This window comes from Salmonella sp. A1325 (assembly GCF_056991255.1).
In genome coordinates, this window is sequence record NZ_JAMLWO010000002.1 from 305,032 (window position 1) to 321,448 (window position 16,417).

16 protein-coding genes are annotated in these 16,417 nt (G+C 52.4%); 6 read left to right on the forward strand and 10 right to left on the reverse strand.

What is annotated here, in order from left to right:
* The first annotated feature begins 461 nt into the window (after positions 1-461).
* Both galR and NAZ64_RS05375 read left to right on the forward strand, forming a co-directional pair.
* Positions 462-1,490, forward strand: coding sequence for an HTH-type transcriptional regulator GalR (gene galR / locus NAZ64_RS05370; RefSeq protein WP_220569649.1), 1,029 nt, complete (start codon positions 462-464; stop codon positions 1,488-1,490).
* Positions 1,491-1,500: 10 nt separating this feature from the next.
* Positions 1,501-2,523, forward strand: a complete 1,023-nt coding sequence (locus NAZ64_RS05375; protein ID WP_220569908.1) for a LacI family DNA-binding transcriptional regulator — start codon at positions 1,501-1,503, stop codon at positions 2,521-2,523.
* Positions 2,524-2,532: 9 nt separating this feature from the next.
* Here NAZ64_RS05375 and lysA read toward each other — a convergent pair whose 3' ends face one another.
* Entirely contained in the window at positions 2,533-3,795 is a 1,263-nt protein-coding gene (lysA, locus tag NAZ64_RS05380) for a diaminopimelate decarboxylase (RefSeq protein ID WP_000058916.1), read from the reverse strand.
* A 117-nt stretch (positions 3,796-3,912) separates the two neighbouring features.
* On the opposite strand from lysA, the gene NAZ64_RS05385 reads away from it, so the two are divergent.
* A complete protein-coding gene (locus tag NAZ64_RS05385; protein WP_111768965.1) occupies positions 3,913-4,848 on the forward strand; it encodes a LysR family transcriptional regulator in 936 nt (311 codons plus the stop codon).
* Here the strand turns inward: NAZ64_RS05385 and NAZ64_RS05390 are convergent.
* The 6 genes from NAZ64_RS05390 to NAZ64_RS05415 form a co-directional block, all read right to left on the reverse strand.
* Complete coding sequence (locus tag NAZ64_RS05390; RefSeq protein WP_000848633.1) at positions 4,820-5,527, reverse strand: aspartate/glutamate racemase; 708 nt, start codon at positions 5,525-5,527, stop codon at positions 4,820-4,822. The two genes, NAZ64_RS05385 and NAZ64_RS05390, sit on opposite strands and share 29 nt — an antisense overlap.
* Before the next feature lie 112 nt (positions 5,528-5,639).
* On the reverse strand, positions 5,640-7,058 hold the full coding sequence (araE, locus tag NAZ64_RS05395) for an arabinose-proton symporter AraE (protein WP_000253650.1): 1,419 nt from the start codon (positions 7,056-7,058) through the stop codon (positions 5,640-5,642).
* Between the two features lie 353 nt (positions 7,059-7,411).
* Positions 7,412-8,173, reverse strand: a complete 762-nt coding sequence (gene kduD / locus NAZ64_RS05400; protein ID WP_000602490.1) for a 2-dehydro-3-deoxy-D-gluconate 5-dehydrogenase KduD — start codon at positions 8,171-8,173, stop codon at positions 7,412-7,414.
* 56 nt (positions 8,174-8,229) lie between these two features.
* Positions 8,230-9,066 carry a 5-dehydro-4-deoxy-D-glucuronate isomerase gene (kduI, locus tag NAZ64_RS05405; RefSeq protein ID WP_000383270.1) on the reverse strand — a complete coding sequence of 279 codons (837 nt, stop codon included), beginning with the start codon at positions 9,064-9,066 and terminating at the stop codon, positions 8,230-8,232.
* 429 nt (positions 9,067-9,495) lie between these two features.
* A complete protein-coding gene (locus NAZ64_RS05410) occupies positions 9,496-10,674 on the reverse strand; it encodes an acetyl-CoA C-acetyltransferase (protein ID WP_000665980.1) in 1,179 nt (392 codons plus the stop codon).
* A 122-nt stretch (positions 10,675-10,796) separates the two neighbouring features.
* Complete coding sequence (locus NAZ64_RS05415) at positions 10,797-11,660, reverse strand: LysR family transcriptional regulator (RefSeq protein WP_023138777.1); 864 nt, start codon at positions 11,658-11,660, stop codon at positions 10,797-10,799.
* 103 nt (positions 11,661-11,763) lie between these two features.
* Here NAZ64_RS05415 and NAZ64_RS05420 point away from each other — a divergent pair, with 103 nt between their 5' ends.
* Together NAZ64_RS05420 and NAZ64_RS05425 are read left to right on the forward strand one after the other, a co-directional pair.
* A complete protein-coding gene (locus NAZ64_RS05420) occupies positions 11,764-12,219 on the forward strand; it encodes a multidrug/biocide efflux PACE transporter (RefSeq protein WP_001519547.1) in 456 nt (151 codons plus the stop codon).
* A 141-nt stretch (positions 12,220-12,360) separates the two neighbouring features.
* Positions 12,361-13,590 carry an amino acid permease gene (locus tag NAZ64_RS05425; protein WP_000036837.1) on the forward strand — a complete coding sequence of 410 codons (1,230 nt, stop codon included), beginning with the start codon at positions 12,361-12,363 and terminating at the stop codon, positions 13,588-13,590.
* 30 nt (positions 13,591-13,620) lie between these two features.
* Here the strand turns inward: NAZ64_RS05425 and rcnR are convergent, their stop codons facing one another.
* The gene (gene rcnR, locus NAZ64_RS05430; protein ID WP_000019953.1) at positions 13,621-13,893 is read right to left on the reverse strand and encodes a Ni(II)/Co(II)-binding transcriptional repressor RcnR; all 273 of its coding nucleotides are present in this window, start codon (positions 13,891-13,893) and stop codon (positions 13,621-13,623) included.
* 122 nt (positions 13,894-14,015) lie between these two features.
* Here rcnR and NAZ64_RS05435 point away from each other — a divergent pair, with 122 nt between their 5' ends.
* Complete coding sequence (locus tag NAZ64_RS05435; RefSeq protein WP_220541929.1) at positions 14,016-14,870, forward strand: nickel/cobalt efflux protein RcnA; 855 nt, start codon at positions 14,016-14,018, stop codon at positions 14,868-14,870.
* A gap of 212 nt (positions 14,871-15,082) precedes the next feature.
* Here the strand turns inward: NAZ64_RS05435 and NAZ64_RS05440 are convergent, their stop codons facing one another.
* Both NAZ64_RS05440 and NAZ64_RS05445 read right to left on the reverse strand, forming a co-directional pair.
* On the reverse strand, positions 15,083-15,838 hold the full coding sequence (locus tag NAZ64_RS05440) for a transcriptional regulator (protein WP_024798162.1): 756 nt from the start codon (positions 15,836-15,838) through the stop codon (positions 15,083-15,085).
* Complete coding sequence (locus tag NAZ64_RS05445; RefSeq protein ID WP_000093333.1) at positions 15,825-16,331, reverse strand: CaiF/GrlA family transcriptional regulator; 507 nt, start codon at positions 16,329-16,331, stop codon at positions 15,825-15,827. The genes NAZ64_RS05440 and NAZ64_RS05445 overlap by 14 nt, the downstream gene beginning before the upstream one ends.
* Between the last annotated feature and the right edge of the window lie 86 nt (positions 16,332-16,417).

The following is a 16,417-nucleotide window of genomic DNA, read 5'->3' on the forward strand; positions in this document are numbered from 1 at the left end:
GGTACGAAGAGCGTACCGAATAATCTCACCAATCAATACCTCTGGGATCTTGATTGTGGGCTTCGCGCGTCTGCATCGCCAGTCCGAAAACGCAAAGGAATAAACGGAAATGCAACGAGTTGTGTAAATTATCCGTTACTGTTACAGGTTCAGGCGAAACAAAAAAAAACCTGCGCATCTCTACGCAGGTTGGTGTAATTCGTGTGATCAACAATGACGTTGATTCCACCTATCAATACCTCTGGGATCACCACTCTATCAACCTGACTCGCTAGCCTGCCAGCAGACAATCGCAACAGCGCTTCGCAAACTGTAACGAAAGATTTGTATTGTCACTTTACAGACGCATTTCTCCCGTGCAGGTCACATTTGCCCGACACGGCGGGGCAAGAGGCTTGAACAGAGGTTCATTTTCCGTAAAACTGGCGTAATGTAAGCGTTTACCCACTATAGGTATTATCATGGCGACCATAAAAGATGTAGCCCGACTGGCCGGTGTTTCAGTCGCCACCGTTTCTCGCGTTATTAACGATTCGCCAAAAGCCAGCGAAGCGTCCCGGCTGGCGGTAACCAGCGCAATGGAGTCCCTGAGCTATCACCCTAACGCCAACGCGCGCGCGCTGGCACAGCAGGCAACGGAAACCCTCGGTCTGGTGGTCGGCGACGTTTCCGATCCTTTTTTCGGCGCGATGGTGAAAGCCGTTGAACAGGTGGCGTATCACACCAGCAATTTTTTACTGATTGGCAACGGGTATCATAACGAACAAAAAGAGCGTCAGGCTATTGAACAGTTGATTCGTCATCGTTGCGCAGCGTTAGTGGTACACGCCAAAATGATTCCGGATGCGGACCTGGCCTCATTAATGAAGCAAATCCCCGGCATGGTGCTGATTAACCGCATTTTACCGGGGTTAGAACATCGCTGTGTCGCGCTGGATGACCGTTACGGGGCATGGCTGGCGACCCGGCATCTGATCCAGCAAGGTCATACGCGTATTGGGTATATCTGTTCCAACCACACCATCTCTGATGCCGAAGATCGCCTGAGGGGCTATTACGATGCGCTGGCGGAAAGCCATATCCCGGCTAACGATCGGCTGGTGACGTTCGGCGAACCGGATGAAAGCGGCGGCGAGCAGGCGATGACTGAGTTATTAGGCCGCGGCAGACATTTTACCGCGGTGGCCTGCTATAACGACTCGATGGCGGCTGGCGCGATGGGAGTATTAAATGATAATGGCGTGGGGGTGCCGGGCGAAGTATCGCTCATCGGTTTTGATGATGTACTGGTCTCACGCTATGTGCGTCCCCGACTGACCACCATTCGGTATCCGATCGTCACCATGGCGACACAGGCGGCGGAGCTGGCGTTAGCGTTGGCGGGGAAATGCCCTACGCCAGAAGTAACTCATGTATTTAGTCCGACACTGGTACGCCGACATTCGGTATCCACGCCGACGGATACCGGACACCTGTCGACAACCGATTAATCAGGGTAGCATGATCGCGACAATGCTGGATGTTTCCCGCCATGCGGGCGTATCAAAGGCCACCGTCTCACGAGTGCTGAATGGGACGGGGCAGGTAAAAGAAAGCACGCGCCAGAAAGTGTTTACGGCGATGCAGGCTCTGGACTATCGCCCCAACCTGCTGGCACGCTCGCTGGCGAATCGCACCAGCAACAGCATCGGTCTGGTCGTCTCTACGTTTGACGGCTTCTATTTTGGCAGTTTGTTGCGCCGGGCGTCGCGCCAGGCGGAGTTTCATAACAAGCAGTTGATCGTCACCGATGGTCACGATACGCCGGAACGAGAGCAGAAAGCCGTACAAATGTTGGCCGACAGACAGTGCGACGCTATTATTCTTTACACTCGCTATATGGATGAGCCGGCGATTTTGTCGTTGATTGACGCCACGGAAATGCCGCTGGTGATTATTAATCGCAACGTCACTCAGGCCCGCGATCGCGCTATTTTCTTCGAGCAGGAGACGGCGGCATTCCAGGCGGTGGAATATCTGATTACGCAGGGCCATCGCGATATCGCCTGTATTACGCTGCCTGTTCATACTCCCACCGGCACATCACGCGTAGCGGGTTATCGCAAGGCGCTGGAAAAGTATGGTATTCCGTGGCAACCGACAAAAGTGAAATACGGCGATTACACGCTGACGCGCGGCTATGACGCCTGCCGGGAATTACTGGAGGAAGGCGTCACGTTTAGCGCGCTATTCGCCTGTAATGATGACACGGCGCTGGGCGCGGCAAAAGCGCTGCGCCAGGCCGGATTACGCATCCCGCAGGATGTGTCGCTGTTTGGTTTTGACGATGCGCCGGGCGCAACCTGGCTTGAACCGGGGCTTTCAACAGTCTATTTACCCATTGAGGATATGATAGCCACCGCGATCGATCAGGCCGTTCGTCTGGCGAACAGCGAGCCGGTCGCCCCGATCCCGCCCTTTACCGGCACGCTGATTCTGCGCGAGTCCGTCGCCGCAGGCCCGTTTTTTCAACGTCCGGCCTAATGATGCGCTTCAGAGCATCTCCAGCGCTAACAGCTCTTCAATAGTCTGACGACGGCGGATCAGCCGCGCCTGTCCATTGTCAAACAGTACTTCCGGCAGGAGCGGGCGGCTGTTGTAATTCGATGACATAGACGCGCCGTACGCGCCGGTATCGTGCAATACGAGGTAATCGCCGGGGATGACCGCAGGTAAGGCGCGTGTTTCAACCATTCCCCCTTCCTGCTGCGTAAAAACATCGCCTGATTCGCATAGCGGCCCGGCGACCACCGTCTCGACCCACGGGCCATTTTCAAGCGCGCGACCATCCGCCGCCAGCGCCGAAATACGGTGATAGCTACCGTACATCGCCGGGCGCATCAGATCGTTAAAACCCGCATCTACCAGCACGAAATGGCGGCTTCCCATCTGTTTTACGCTACGCACCTGCGTTACCAGCACGCCCGATTGCGCCACCAGAAAACGTCCGGGTTCGATCTCAAGTTTGACCGCATGTCCCAGATGGCGGGCGATTTGCTCGCGCGCCGCGTTCCACAGGCCATAGTAATGGCGCGTATCAACGGGCTCTTCTCCCTCACGATAAGGTATCGAGAGTCCGCCGCCTGCCGAAATCGCCTCCACATCCTGACCACATTCCAGCACCTGGCGTACCATCGCGCCGCAAACCTGCTCCAGATGTCCATAATCGACGCCGGAACCAATGTGCATATGGATACCGACAAGTTTCAGTCGGTATTTCTGCATTACCGCCAGCGCCGCCGGAAGATCGCTATGCCAGATGCCGTGTTTGCTGTTTTCGCCCCCGGTGTTGGTTTTCTGGCTGTGGCCGTGACCAAAGCCAGGATTTACGCGCAACCAGACGCGATGCCCAGGCGAAACCTGACCAAGCTGCGTCAGCATATCTACCGAGCCAGCATTGACCGGAATATGCAGTTCACTGACGCGCGCCAGCGTGGCGGCGTCAATCACATCGGCGGTAAAAACGATATCATCAGGGCACGTTTGCGGATCGTAGCCCGCCGCCAGCGCACGTTCGATCTCCCCCAATGAAACAGAATCCACCTTGACGCCCTGCGCGCGCATTAAGCGCAGGATATGAATGTTCGAACAGGCTTTTTGCGCAAAACGCACGACGTCAAACTGCTGCAGGGCGGCTATCTGACGGCGAATAATGTGCGCGTCATAGACCCAGACCGGACAGCCGAATTCAGCAGGCAATCTGAGCAAATTTTCAGCGTTAAGGTCAGTTTCAGCGTAATAATGCGACAATGACATAACAAACTCCGGAACAGGCTTTTTAACGATTACGCCATACCTTAGAAAGAATAAAAAATATCGTTTTATTGTCAGTCTATGCAAAAATGATATGGGATAAATGATTCAGGAAAACGTATGGCTGCCGTTAATTTACGTCACATTGAAATTTTTCATGCCGTAATGACCGCCGGAAATCTCACCGAAGCGGCGCGGCTGCTGCATACCTCGCAGCCTACCGTCAGTCGCGAGCTGGCGCGTTTTGAGAAAGTGCTGGGATTAACGCTGTTTGAGCGCACACGCGGGCGTTTACATCCGACGGTGCAAGGGCTACGCCTGTTCGAAGAGGTACAACGCTCCTGGTATGGGTTGGATCGCATCGTCAGCGCGGCGGAAAGTCTGCGCGAGTTCCGTCAGGGCGAACTCTCTATCGCCTGCCTGCCGGTCTTTTCACAATCCTTTTTGCCGCCGCTACTACCGCCTTTTCTGGCGCGTTATCCGGATGTCAGCCTGAATATTGTGCCGCAGGAGTCGCCGTTGCTGGAAGAGTGGCTCTCCGCCCAGCGCCACGACTTAGGGCTGACAGAGACGCTTCATGCCCCGGCAGGAACAACCCGTACCGAGTTACTAACGCTAAATGAAGTGTGCGTACTGCCCTGCGACCATCCGCTTGCCGCCAAAACGGTACTGACGCCAGACGATTTTCAGGGGGAAAACTTTATCAGCCTCTCCCGCCTGGACAGCTATCGACAGTTGTTGGATACGTTATTTTCCGAACATCAGGTGAAGCGCAGAATGGTGGTGGAAACGCATAGCGCGGCCTCCGTCTGCGCGATGGTGCGCGCCGGGGCGGGCGTTTCGATCGTTAACCCGCTAACCGCGCTGGACTATGCCGCCAGCGGCGTCGCCGTTCGCCGCTTCAGCATTGACGTGCCCTTTACCGTCAGCCTGATTCGCCCGCTACACCGCCCCGCCTCCGCGCTGGTTGACGCCTTCAGTAAGCATTTACAAACGCACCTTTCGCGCCTGGTCGAACCGCTGGAGGTTATTCTGGGGCCGATGACGAAAGCATAAAGCTCACGGCATCTGCGGCATGAATTGCCGTGGTATCGAAAACCGGTAGCGCGCTTTGCGTCTGGGGAACAAGCAAACCTATTTCAGTGCAGCCAAAAATAACGCCCTGCGCGCCTTGCGCAGCCAGTTGTTCGATAACCTGTAAATAATAGTGGCGCGACGCGTCAGTGAATGTCCCCTGACAGAGCTCGTCAAAAATGACCTGATTGATACGCGCCCGATCGTCCGCCTCCGGCACGATGGTCTCAATCGCAAATTGCTGTTCCAGCCGCCCGCGATAAAAATCCTGCTCCATCGTATAGCGGGTCCCTAATAGCGCCACGCGATGCAACCCCTGACGGGCGATGGCTCGCCCGGTAGCATCCGCAATGTGTAGGAAAGGCAGAGAACAACGAGATTCAATAACGTGCGCGATTTTATGCATGGTGTTGGTACACAGCACAATGCCTTCTGCGCCCGCCTGCTGTAACCCCTGGGCGGCCTGCGCCAGGATATCGCCCGCTTTATCCCACTCGCCGCGGCGTTGACATACTTCAATATCGTGGAAATCTACGCTATGCAGCAGTAAGCTCGCCGAGTGCAGGCCTCCCAGCTGCTGTTTAATGCCTTCATTGATTAAACGGTAATAAGGGATAGTCGATTCCCAGCTCATCCCCCCCAACAGCCCGATCGTTTTCACTGCGCTCTCCTTTTTTTAAAGCATTATGGCAGTGAAGCAAACTTACACATCCGTTTCCAGTCTATTTTTCATCATGCCGGATAACAGGCGTCATCCGGCATGGGAGGGGTGATTACACGCCAATATTTCTTAGCTTCTCGCCCGCCATCAGCTTGCGTTCGATGTGCTCCAGGGTGACATTTTTGGTTTCCGGAATCAGCCAGAAGGTGATGCCGATAAAAGCGATATTCAGCGCGGTGTAAAGCCAGAATGTACCTGCCGCGCCAATGCTGTCCAACAGTGTCAGGAATGTCGCGCCGATGATCATGTTCGATACCCAGTTTGTCGTGGTTGAACAGGTAATGCCAAAATCACGGCATTTCAGCGGCTGGATTTCCGAACACAGTATCCACACCACCGGAGCGGCGCTCATCGCGTAACCGGCGATACACATCATCGTCATCCCAACGGAAAGCCAGGAGAGGCCGCTTGATGCCGTACCGTTATCAAACTGCATCAGGCAGTAGCCCAACACCAATGTCCCTAACGCCATTACGCTGAAACCGATTTTTAACGCCGGTTTACGCCCGGCCTTATCGACCGTAAAGACGGCGATAAACGTCGCGAACATAAAGGTCAGCCCGACCACCAGCGTGGCGATCATTTGCTGTTCCGTGGTGGTAAAGCCGGCCATTTTAAAAATGCGCGGCGCATAGTACATAATGATGTTCATGCCGGTGAACTGCTGCATTGCCTGTAGCAGCATACCGAGGAACACGGCGCGGCGAACATTGCGGTTAGCTTTAAATAATGCCCACCCGCCCTGCTTGAGTTTGAGGCTTTCCCGAATCTCATTCAGTTCATCACGGGCTTTTTCCGAGGTATCGCGCAGCATACGCAGCACCTCTTCCGCTTCAATATGGCGACCTTTTTGCGCCAGCCAGCGCGGACTATTCGGCAGGAATACCACCAGAATAATGAGCAACACCGCAGGCAGCGCCAGTACGCCCAACATCGCGCGCCAGTTGCCGCTGTAGCTGAATGCCGTATCGGATAAAAAAGCCAGCACAATGCCTAACGTCACCATCAGTTGATACATACTGATCATTTTGCCGCGAACATTTTCACTTGCCATTTCAGAGAGATAAAGCGGCGCGGTATAGGAGGCAATCCCTACTGCTACGCCCAGTATCACGCGGGCGCCAATCAATACTTCCACGCTGGAAGCAAACGCCGACCCCAGCGAGCCGAGCACAAACAAAATCGCGCCGGCCATCAGGCTATACTTACGCCCCAGCCGGAATGAAAGCCAGCCGTTAAATAATGCGCCAATTGCCGCGCCAAGCATCATACTGCTGACGACCCATTCCTGCAGCCGGCTGGTCAGTACGAAATGGTCGGTAATAAAAGGCAGCGCCCCGGCGATAACGCCGATATCCAGACCAAATAACAGTCCCGCTACCGCTGCAGAAACCGAAACAAACATATTCATACGTCGTGTGTCGCGAAGCGAACGCGGCGTTAAAGCAGAGTCATGATTAATAGAGACCATATTTTCCTGCCACAACAGAGTAAGACATAGCCTGAAAGTACGGGATACTCTTCCTCAAGTGTCAGGCTGGAAACGGCATAAATATGGATTAAATGGCTACGCTATAGCGATATGTGATGGATATTACACTTTTTAAATTTAACGCCGTTGCCGGGTATTTTTTTAAACCACCAATATTTCAATGAATTAAACCATTGATCATAGCTATTATTTAACAATATATGGATTAAGTTAAACCCACAATATGGACTATGCTAATGAGATCATAAAAAAACCCTGTACGAGGACAGGGCTTTATCAGTTTTTTCGGCCAAAGAGTCGACTTTCCCAGAAACGCATTTGTCAGTAGCGGATTAACGCGCCAGCCAACCGCCATCTACCGCTATGGTATAGCCGTTAATATAATCAGCGGCGCTGGATGCCAGGAAGACTACCGGCCCCATTAAATCGCCCGGTAGCCCCCAACGTCCAGCCGGAATACGGTCGAGAATTTCGGCGCTACGTTGTGCATCAGCGCGCAATTGCTGGGTATTATTCGTGGACATATAGCCCGGTGCGATGGCGTTCACATTGATATTGTGTTTCGCCCACTCGTTCGCCATCAGACGTGTTATTCCCATTACGCCGCTTTTCGATGCGGTATAAGACGGAACGCGAATACCGCCCTGGAAGGAGAGCATAGACGCGATATTAATAATTTTGCCGCCGTTGCCCTGGGCAATAAAATGTTTTGCCGCCGCCTGAGACATAAAGAACACGCTCTTGATGTTCAGGTTCATGACGTCATCCCAGTCTTTTTCCGTGAAATCAATCGCATCTTCACGACGGATTAAACCCGCGTTATTCACCAGAATATCAATATGACCGTATTCCGCCACCGCCCGTTCCAGTAATGCCGGAATACCATCGATTTGACGCAGATCGGCTGTCAGGCTTAAAAAACGACGTCCCAGAGCGGTGACGCGCGCAATAGTTTCCGTCGGTTCAACAATGTTAATACCGACAATGTCACAGCCCGCTTCCGCCAGCCCTAACGCCATCCCCTGCCCCAATCCGGTATCGCACCCCGTCACAACCGCGACTTTACCCTCAAGAGAAAATGCATTCAAAATCATTGTTAATCCTTATTTTTGTCATGCCTGTCACGCACAGGCGTTATCACCGGTCGCGACTAGCGCAGATCTTGTACCGCAACGTGATCCATGTCATCGAAGACCTGATTTTCTCCCACCATGCCCCAAATAAACGTATAGGCTTTGGTGCCAACGCCAGAATGTATTGACCAGCTTGGGGAAATAACCGCCTGTTCATTACGCATCACAATATGACGGGTTTCCTGAGGCTGCCCCATCATATGGAAAACGCAACTGTCCTCTTCCATATTGAAATAGAGGTACACTTCCATACGGCGCTCATGGGTATGGCATGGCATGGTGTTCCATAGATTGCCGGGCGCCAGTTCGGTGAGTCCCATACTGAGCTGACAGGTTTCCAGTACATCCGGTACGAAGTATTTATTGATGGTGCGACGGTTACTGGTGAGGTTATCGCCTAAGGTGACGGGCGCAACGTCGGCAGGCGACACTTTTTTCGTCGGATAAGCGGTATGCGCTGGCGCGCAGTTGTAATAAAACTTCGCCGGTCTGCTCGCCTCATTGCTGACGAAGACCAGCTCTTTCGCCCCTTTACCAATATACAGAGCATCACGATGACCAATGTCATGGCGCTGCCCGTCAACGATAATGGCGCCCGCGCCGCCAATATTAATGACGCCCAGCTCGCGGCGGTCCAGTAACCGGGAAACGCCAAGCTGTTTACCCACCTCTCCGCCGATTTCAACGGGATGGCTGACGGGCATAATGCCGCCGACAATAATACGGTCGATATGGCTGTAGACCATCGTATATTCATCAGCGACAAAAATATTTTCTATTAAAAACTCGCGTCGCAGCGCCTGGGTGTCCAGCGTTTTAGCGTGCTCGCTATGGATACTTTGCCTTACGTCCACCTTTCCCTCCAATGATAAATCGATCGCAATGGCATAAAATCAAAACACTGTTTTGATTTATTTAACGGCATCATAGTCGCCTGGATAAAGGTTTTCAACAATAAATAAAACAACGTTTCATTTTTATGTCTGGTTATTTTTAAAACTGCTGTAGCGATCACGATCGGCGCTAAAATTTACGCACTTGTCTGATTTTCAGACATGTGCGCCAGATGCTGTATGCGGTTACTCAGATAAAAATTGGAGCTTGTTTTGGAACGGGGTCTGATGTGCGAATTGAATTAAAAGCGGTATGCGTCTGCAATGCCCGACGCGGCAAGACGTTCTGCGCTATAACGAAAAAGGGGGTTCTGTCACTGGCTTTGCCCTCGTGATAGAGGGCTTTTTATAACGGAATACTGAAGCAGGAAAAGGGTGGCTGGCGTAGGATCAGTCGCGTTCAATGGTTAAAGCAACGCCCTGGCCGCCACCGATACACAGCGTCGCCAGGCCTTTACGCGCGTCGCGTTTAACCATTTCGTGCACCAGTGAAACCAGAATTCGACAGCCGGAAGCGCCAATGGGATGCCCCAGCGCAATCGCGCCGCCATTAACGTTTACCCGTCGCTCATCCCATTCCAGCATTTTTCCTACCGACAACGCCTGGGCGGCAAACGCTTCGTTGGCTTCGATAAGGTCGACCTCCGTCAGTTGCCAGCCGGCGCGCTCCAGACAGCGCCGGGTAGCATATACCGGCGCAATCCCCATTAGCGCAGGATCGACGCCGACGCTGGCAAACGCGCGAATGCGCGCCAGCACCGGCAACCCCAGCGCCTGGGCTTTCGCCTCGCTCATCATCATCACCGCGGCGGCGCCATCGTTGATTGAGGAGGCATTACCCGCCGTCACCGAACCTAAACTATCAAACGCCGGATGCAGCAGGGCTAACCCCTCCGCACTGGCGTCGGCCCGCGGTTGTTCATCCGTATCGACAATTGCGGTCTGCCCATTACGTTGCGTGACGATGGGGACAATCTCATCTTTAAAACGTCCGGTATCAATCGCGGCCCTGGCTTTTTGCTGCGAACTGAGCGCATAAGCATCCTGTAACTCGCGGCTGATGCCATATTCCCGCGCCAGGTTTTCTGCCGTCACGCCAATGTGATAATCGTTGAAGGCATCCCATAAGCCATCATGTACCAGACTATCCACCAGATTGTCGGCATCAGGCAACGCGCCGGTACGACTGTCATTGAGGACATGCGGCGCACGGCTCATATTCTCCTGCCCGCCCGCGATAACAATGTCCGCTTCGCCGCACTGAATAGCCTGCGTCGCCAGGTGCAACGCTTTTAAACCGGAACCACAAACGTCATTAATGGTAATGGCGGAAACGGTAGTCGGCAGCCCTCCTTTGATGGCTGACTGGCGCGCCGGATTCTGCCCGGCACCAGCCGTCAGCACCTGACCGAGGATGACCTCATCGATAGCGTTAGCGTCCACGCCGGTGCGCTCAATTAACGCTTTTACGACCATGCTCCCCAGCTCGACGGCGGAATGACGGGCCAGCGTTCCCTGAAAACAGCCGATGGGTGTCCGTAAAGCCCCCACTATCACAACCTCTTTCATTACCACCTCAGCGCAAAATGACACCGCCATAGTAGAGCATTGTTAAAATTAGTTATCTTGATTGTTTAAAAAAAGTGAGTTTTATCACAAAGGAAATGACGCTGATTTGACGGTGACGCAGCTTATTTCTGCTGCAAATGGTAGCGAAGCCAGTTCCCCGCCGTTCCGGGCGGCGTTTTCTTGTTCCACAGCAAATCAATAGCAATCGCCCTCGGCCAGCCAGGAACATCCAGCTGCGCCAGCGGTTTTTCCGCCGCAAACTCTTCCACCAGCGCGCAGGGCAATACGCACCAGCCAAATCCCTGAACCGCCATGCTCAACAGCAATAAATAGTTTGGCGCTGACCAGGCCGGGCCGCGCGTAATGTTGGCGTTAGAGTCAAGATAGGTATTCAGACGCAGCTCGCGCCAGGTATGCAGTTGTTCCCATTGCAGGTTCGTCTGCGACGCCAACGGATGCGTGGTCGCCACATAAACCCCCATCCAGCTTTGAACAGGCAGACGCGTCGCGCCAATGTTTGTGGGATAGTCATCACGCGCTTCAATCAGGCCTATCTGGGCGCGCCCTTTTTGCAGCAGGTCGATGACATCATCATTTTCTCCGATCAAGCATTCAAACTCGGTATGCGGAAATTGACGATCAAACTGCGCCATTAACTCTTCCAGACTGTCAGGGTGCAGGGTATCAGAGAGGACGAACGTGAGTCTTGCCTCCGTCTCGCCGGATAACGTCAGCGCCACCTCATCCAGACGATCGCTCGCCGATAAAATAGCCTGAACATAGCTAAGCACCCGTTTTCCTTCTTCGGTCAGAACGGGCTGGCGCGAAGATCGATCAAATAATGAAAATCCCAGATCCGCCTCCAGATGCGCAATGGCGGTACTAATGGTGGACTGGCTTTTACGCAGGCGGCGCGCCGCCGCAGAAAACGAACCGCAAGAGACGGTCTCAACAAATGCCATTAACGCTTCAGGTGAGTAACGCATAACCTATCTACTTTATCGATGGATGTTATCTTTTAGGTATCACATTAAACGATAAAATAGCGGAAATTTCTTTAGCTTGATTAAGAGTAAGGTTTTTTCGTTTATGCAACATGACGCCATACAACGTCGCTCGCTGCCGGAGCGTATTTTCCATGCTGTCTGTTTTGAAGGTATTGCGACTGCGATACTGGCGCCAACGACCGCCTGGCTAATGCAGCGCTCGGTGCTGGAGATGGGCGGCCTGACGATATTGCTGGCAACGACGGCCATGATCTGGAATATCATTTATAACGCTCTGTTTGATCGACTGTGGCCCGCGCATCAGGTGAGACGAACCGCCAAAGTGCGCGCACTCCATGCGTTAGGATTTGAAAGTGGGTTTATTGTCATTGGCGTGAGTATTGTCGCCTGGGTACTGAATGTCAGCCTGCTACAAGCATTCACCCTAGAAATTGGTTTCTTCCTGTTCTTTTTGCCGTACACGATGCTGTACAACTGGGCGTACGATGTTTTACGCCAGCGAATAGTGACCCGCCGCCAACAGCGCGTTAGTGCATGATATTGCTCTTTTTTGCCGGGATCGCAACGCTCCCGGCCCTCCTCCTCCACGACATCCATCTGCTTAAAACGCCCCCAACTGACGCTATTTATGGTAAATTGCGCTTCTTTTTGTGTGTTTTATAGTTGATAAATTCAAATAATGTCTAAAATTTGGTCAAAAGATGAGACTCTCTGGAGTTTTGCATTATACGGAACGGCTGTAGGCGCAGGCACTCTTTTCCTTCCCATCCAGTTGGGATCGGCAGGCGCAATCGTGCTATTTATTACCGCGCTGGTCGCCTGGCCGCTGACATACTGGCCGCATAAGGCGCTGTGTCAGTTTATTCTTTCCTCAAAGACTTCTGCCGGTGAGGGAATTACTGGCGCCGTTACTCATTATTACGGCAAGAAAATCGGCAGTATTATTACCACGCTTTATTTCATTGCGTTTTTTGTCGTGGTATTAATTTATGCTGTGGCGATTACCAATTCCCTGACAGAGCAATTAGCGAAGCATATTCAGATAGATATTCGCATCCGGATGGCAGTTAGCTTCGGCGTAGTACTTATCCTGAATATGATTTTCTTAATGGGAAGACATGCCACTCTTCGCGTAATGGGCTTTTTAGTCTTTCCACTTATCGCTTACTTCTTGTTCCTTTCGCTCTACTTAACCGGAAGCTGGCAACCCTCGTTACTGACCGGGCAGATGTCTTTGGATAGTCACACGTTGCACCAGGTATGGATTTCTATTCCGGTGATGGTTTTTGCTTTTAGCCATACGCCCATTATTTCGACGTTTGCCATCGACAGACGGGAAAATTTTGGCGATCAGGCCATGGATAAATGCAAAAAGATCATGAAGGTCGCCTATCTGATTATCTGCCTGAGCGTGCTGTTCTTTGTCTTTAGCTGCCTGCTCTCCATTCCGCCGTCATACATTGAAGACGCGCGCAACGAAGGCGTTACCATCCTTTCCGCGCTCTCGATGATGCCCAATGCGCCGGCCTGGCTCTCTATTTCCGGTATTATCGTTGCCGTCGTGGCCATGTCGAAATCTTTCCTCGGCACCTATTTCGGCGTCATTGAGGGCGCAACCGAAATGGTAAGAACCACCCTACAGCAGGTTGGCGTGAAAAAAAGCCGGGCGTTCAATCGCGCGCTGTCTATCATGCTGGTTTCCGGGATTACGTTTATTATTTGCTGTATTAACCCGAATGCCATCTCTATGATTTATGCCATTAGCGGCCCGCTCATTGCGATGATTCTGTTTATTATGCCCACGTTGTCAACGTACCTGATACCGGCATTGAAACCCTACCGTTCAGTAGGCAATTTCATTACGTTGGTCGTCGGTTTACTTTGCGTATCGGTGATGTTTTTCGGCTAAAGTAAAAGATAGCCGGGATATAGCTCCCGGCTATTTAATATAAGAATCCAGCACCTTTAATATTACGTCCAGATCTTCTTCACGTCTGGCTTCATCACTCTGATGAACGATATGCTCGGTCAGATGCCCTTTAATCACCTCACGCATTAAGCCATTTACCGCGCCGCGAATCGCCGCGATCTGTTGTAACACGGCCGCGCATTCATGCGGTTCATCCAGCATTTTTTTTAGCGCTATCACCTGTCCCTGAATCTTGCTGGTTCTGGCTTTAAGCTTTTGTTTGTCCCGGATGGTATGTGACATTGCAACACCTCACTAACATTAACGAATACAAATTATAGCATTACGATGCTACTGGGGGGTAGTATTCCATACTGGGGGGGAGTAGAATGACGCCCCACATAAAACAACTAAGAATCATTCTCATGGGTGAATTTTCGACACTTCTTCAGCAAGGAAACGGCTGGTTCTTCATTCCCAGCGCCATTTTATTAGGTATTTTGCACGGGCTTGAACCAGGGCACTCCAAAACTATGATGGCGGCTTTTATCATTGCCATTAAAGGTACGGTTAAACAGGCTGTCATGCTCGGTCTGGCAGCAACGCTTTCTCATACCGCGATCGTCTGGTTAATCGCGCTGGGTGGGATGTATCTTAGCCGGGCATTCACCGCACAATCAGTGGAACCATGGCTGCAGTTAATTTCTGCGATTATTATTCTGAGCACCGCGTGCTGGATGTTCTGGCGGACATGGCGAGGCGAGCAGCAGTGGCTGGCGGGAAACCACGACCACGGCCATGACCATGACCATGACCATGACCATGACCATGACCATGACCATGACCATGACCATGACCATCATGGTCACATACATCCGGAAGGCGCAACGTCAAAAGCGTATCAGGATGCCCATGAACGCGCCCATGCTGCCGATATTCAACGCCGTTTTGATGGTCAAACAGTGACTAATGGACAGATCCTGCTGTTCGGACTGACCGGAGGGCTTATCCCCTGTCCGGCTGCGATCACCGTTTTACTGATTTGTATCCAGCTTAAAGCGTTTACGCTGGGCGCCACGATGGTGCTGAGCTTTAGTCTTGGCCTGGCATTAACGCTGGTGACGGTAGGCGTTGGCGCGGCGATAAGCGTTCAACAGGCAGCAAAGCGCTGGAGTGGTTTTTCGACGCTTGCCCGGCGGGCGCCCTATTTTTCGAGCATTCTGATTGGTCTGGTCGGCGTGTATATGGGAATTCATGGCTATACCGGGATCATGCAGTAAATATGTAACGCTTCTGCTCAGGCCGTATCATTCACTTCGGGTTTCATTCCAGAAGCGTTTTTACTTATCAAACGGTATGAAAGGCCATACATTCAGCGTCCCGCCTGAATTCTGTATTTTACTCCACTACACCACAGGCAAAACATACCCCACCGCCACCGGGTTTAGCCGGAGTGTCAGTGTTTCTGGATAGGATCGCCGGAGGCGGGTTACTACGGAGCGATAAACGGAGTTCGCTGCAATGATTTACAAAACCGGGTACCAAACAGCAGTTCCCGTAATCGGTTCCGCATTCCCAGCTTCACCAGTAACCGGTATTTGTCCTGCCAGATTTGCTTCTCCTGCGTATTCAGCCTTCCACACAACGCTGACAACCTTCCCCGTCCACGGTAAACTTCCTGAAGCAAGCGTAACTGGGCCAGGCTCACTCCGCATGCCAGTATCTCCCGGTGCATCAACTGGTCCATATAGTTCATCAACCGCTTCGGATTGTTAAATATCGGTGGCACTTCCAGAAAGCCCGTCACCGGAGCCGGAGATAACAAAAAGGCGTCCAGCCCTCCTGTCCTGCGCAGGCGTGCGCCCCCGGCCCACTGTTCATCCCGCCGCCACCGAATAAGTATCTCCGCCAATTCCTGCTCCAGCAGCGCCGGGATGCCGCCGTATACCTTCAGTACCACCCGGTCGCTGAAAAACAGCTCATCGCTGATAATCATAACCGGGTAGTCCGGCAGTATCTGTCTCAGGGAATAGAACAAAAAGAGATGTTCACGGGGACGCAGACACAGTATCAGTATGGCCTCCGGTTTCCGACGTAATTGCTGCAACAGAACAGGCAGCCTGTATGCGGTTTCACAGTTGCAGCCCGGCAGAAATCTCCGGACCAGGTGTGCCACGGCGATCGTCACCGGCCAGCAGTCACCGTAAACGATAATCTGCCGGGCCGGTATCCGGTTATGTTCCGTCATCCTCATCCTCCTTCTTTTTCAGGATCTTTCCCGCATTTCTGTTACTGCACAGCCGGTTCCACAGTTCATTTGCCATCGACCTGTCACCATTACCGACCCGGCGTTTTGATACCGGCGGCGGTCCGGCTTTTTCACGGCGCGTGGACGGGGTGGGACTGTCAAGAACCCGGATAACATAAATCTCATAGCGTCGTGCTTTATTGGGCAGGGTCTGGTGACGGCAGATGCTGACCACCCGCGATGTTTTGCTTCGCAGATAGGCAATCAGGTAGCTGGCCCGTCTGGCCGTGATGTGAAACGCCTCTGCTATCTGGTTACGCTGAACCCAGTTCTGCTGCAACAGGCACCAGTGTGCCACGATGATATACAGGGGCTCGCCGGCATACTGGCGGACACTTACCGGAATAAAACAGGCATCATGGTTGGTCTGTCCGGGATAATGAATATCGTTACCTGAAAAAACTATCTTCCCTTTTGATTTATCAGAAGACATGCAAACTCTCCGTTTTTTTAGTGAAAAAGACCGAGAAGAAAAAAATAATCATAAAGATAAATTTATAGCTATTTTTTAATTAACTA

Excerpts from the sequence above, each read along its gene's own strand:
- lysA (WP_000058916.1), bottom strand. The coding sequence starts at position 3,795 with ATGTCATTGTCGCATTATTACGCTGAAACTGACCTTAACGCTGAAAAT.
- NAZ64_RS05435 (WP_220541929.1), top strand. The coding sequence starts at position 14,016 with ATGGGTGAATTTTCGACACTTCTTCAGCAAGGAAACGGCTGGTTCTTC.
- galR (WP_220569649.1), top strand. The coding sequence starts at position 462 with ATGGCGACCATAAAAGATGTAGCCCGACTGGCCGGTGTTTCAGTCGCC.
- NAZ64_RS05375 (WP_220569908.1), top strand. The coding sequence starts at position 1,501 with ATGATCGCGACAATGCTGGATGTTTCCCGCCATGCGGGCGTATCAAAG.
- NAZ64_RS05425 (WP_000036837.1), top strand. The coding sequence starts at position 12,361 with ATGTCTAAAATTTGGTCAAAAGATGAGACTCTCTGGAGTTTTGCATTA.
- rcnR (WP_000019953.1), bottom strand. The coding sequence starts at position 13,893 with ATGTCACATACCATCCGGGACAAACAAAAGCTTAAAGCCAGAACCAGC.
- NAZ64_RS05415 (WP_023138777.1), bottom strand. The coding sequence starts at position 11,660 with ATGCGTTACTCACCTGAAGCGTTAATGGCATTTGTTGAGACCGTCTCT.
- NAZ64_RS05445 (WP_000093333.1), bottom strand. The coding sequence starts at position 16,331 with ATGTCTTCTGATAAATCAAAAGGGAAGATAGTTTTTTCAGGTAACGAT.
- NAZ64_RS05410 (WP_000665980.1), bottom strand. The coding sequence starts at position 10,674 with ATGAAAGAGGTTGTGATAGTGGGGGCTTTACGGACACCCATCGGCTGT.
- NAZ64_RS05440 (WP_024798162.1), bottom strand. The coding sequence starts at position 15,838 with ATGACGGAACATAACCGGATACCGGCCCGGCAGATTATCGTTTACGGT.
- araE (WP_000253650.1), bottom strand. The coding sequence starts at position 7,058 with ATGGTCTCTATTAATCATGACTCTGCTTTAACGCCGCGTTCGCTTCGC.
- NAZ64_RS05385 (WP_111768965.1), top strand. The coding sequence starts at position 3,913 with ATGGCTGCCGTTAATTTACGTCACATTGAAATTTTTCATGCCGTAATG.
- NAZ64_RS05420 (WP_001519547.1), top strand. The coding sequence starts at position 11,764 with ATGCAACATGACGCCATACAACGTCGCTCGCTGCCGGAGCGTATTTTC.
- kduD (WP_000602490.1), bottom strand. The coding sequence starts at position 8,173 with ATGATTTTGAATGCATTTTCTCTTGAGGGTAAAGTCGCGGTTGTGACG.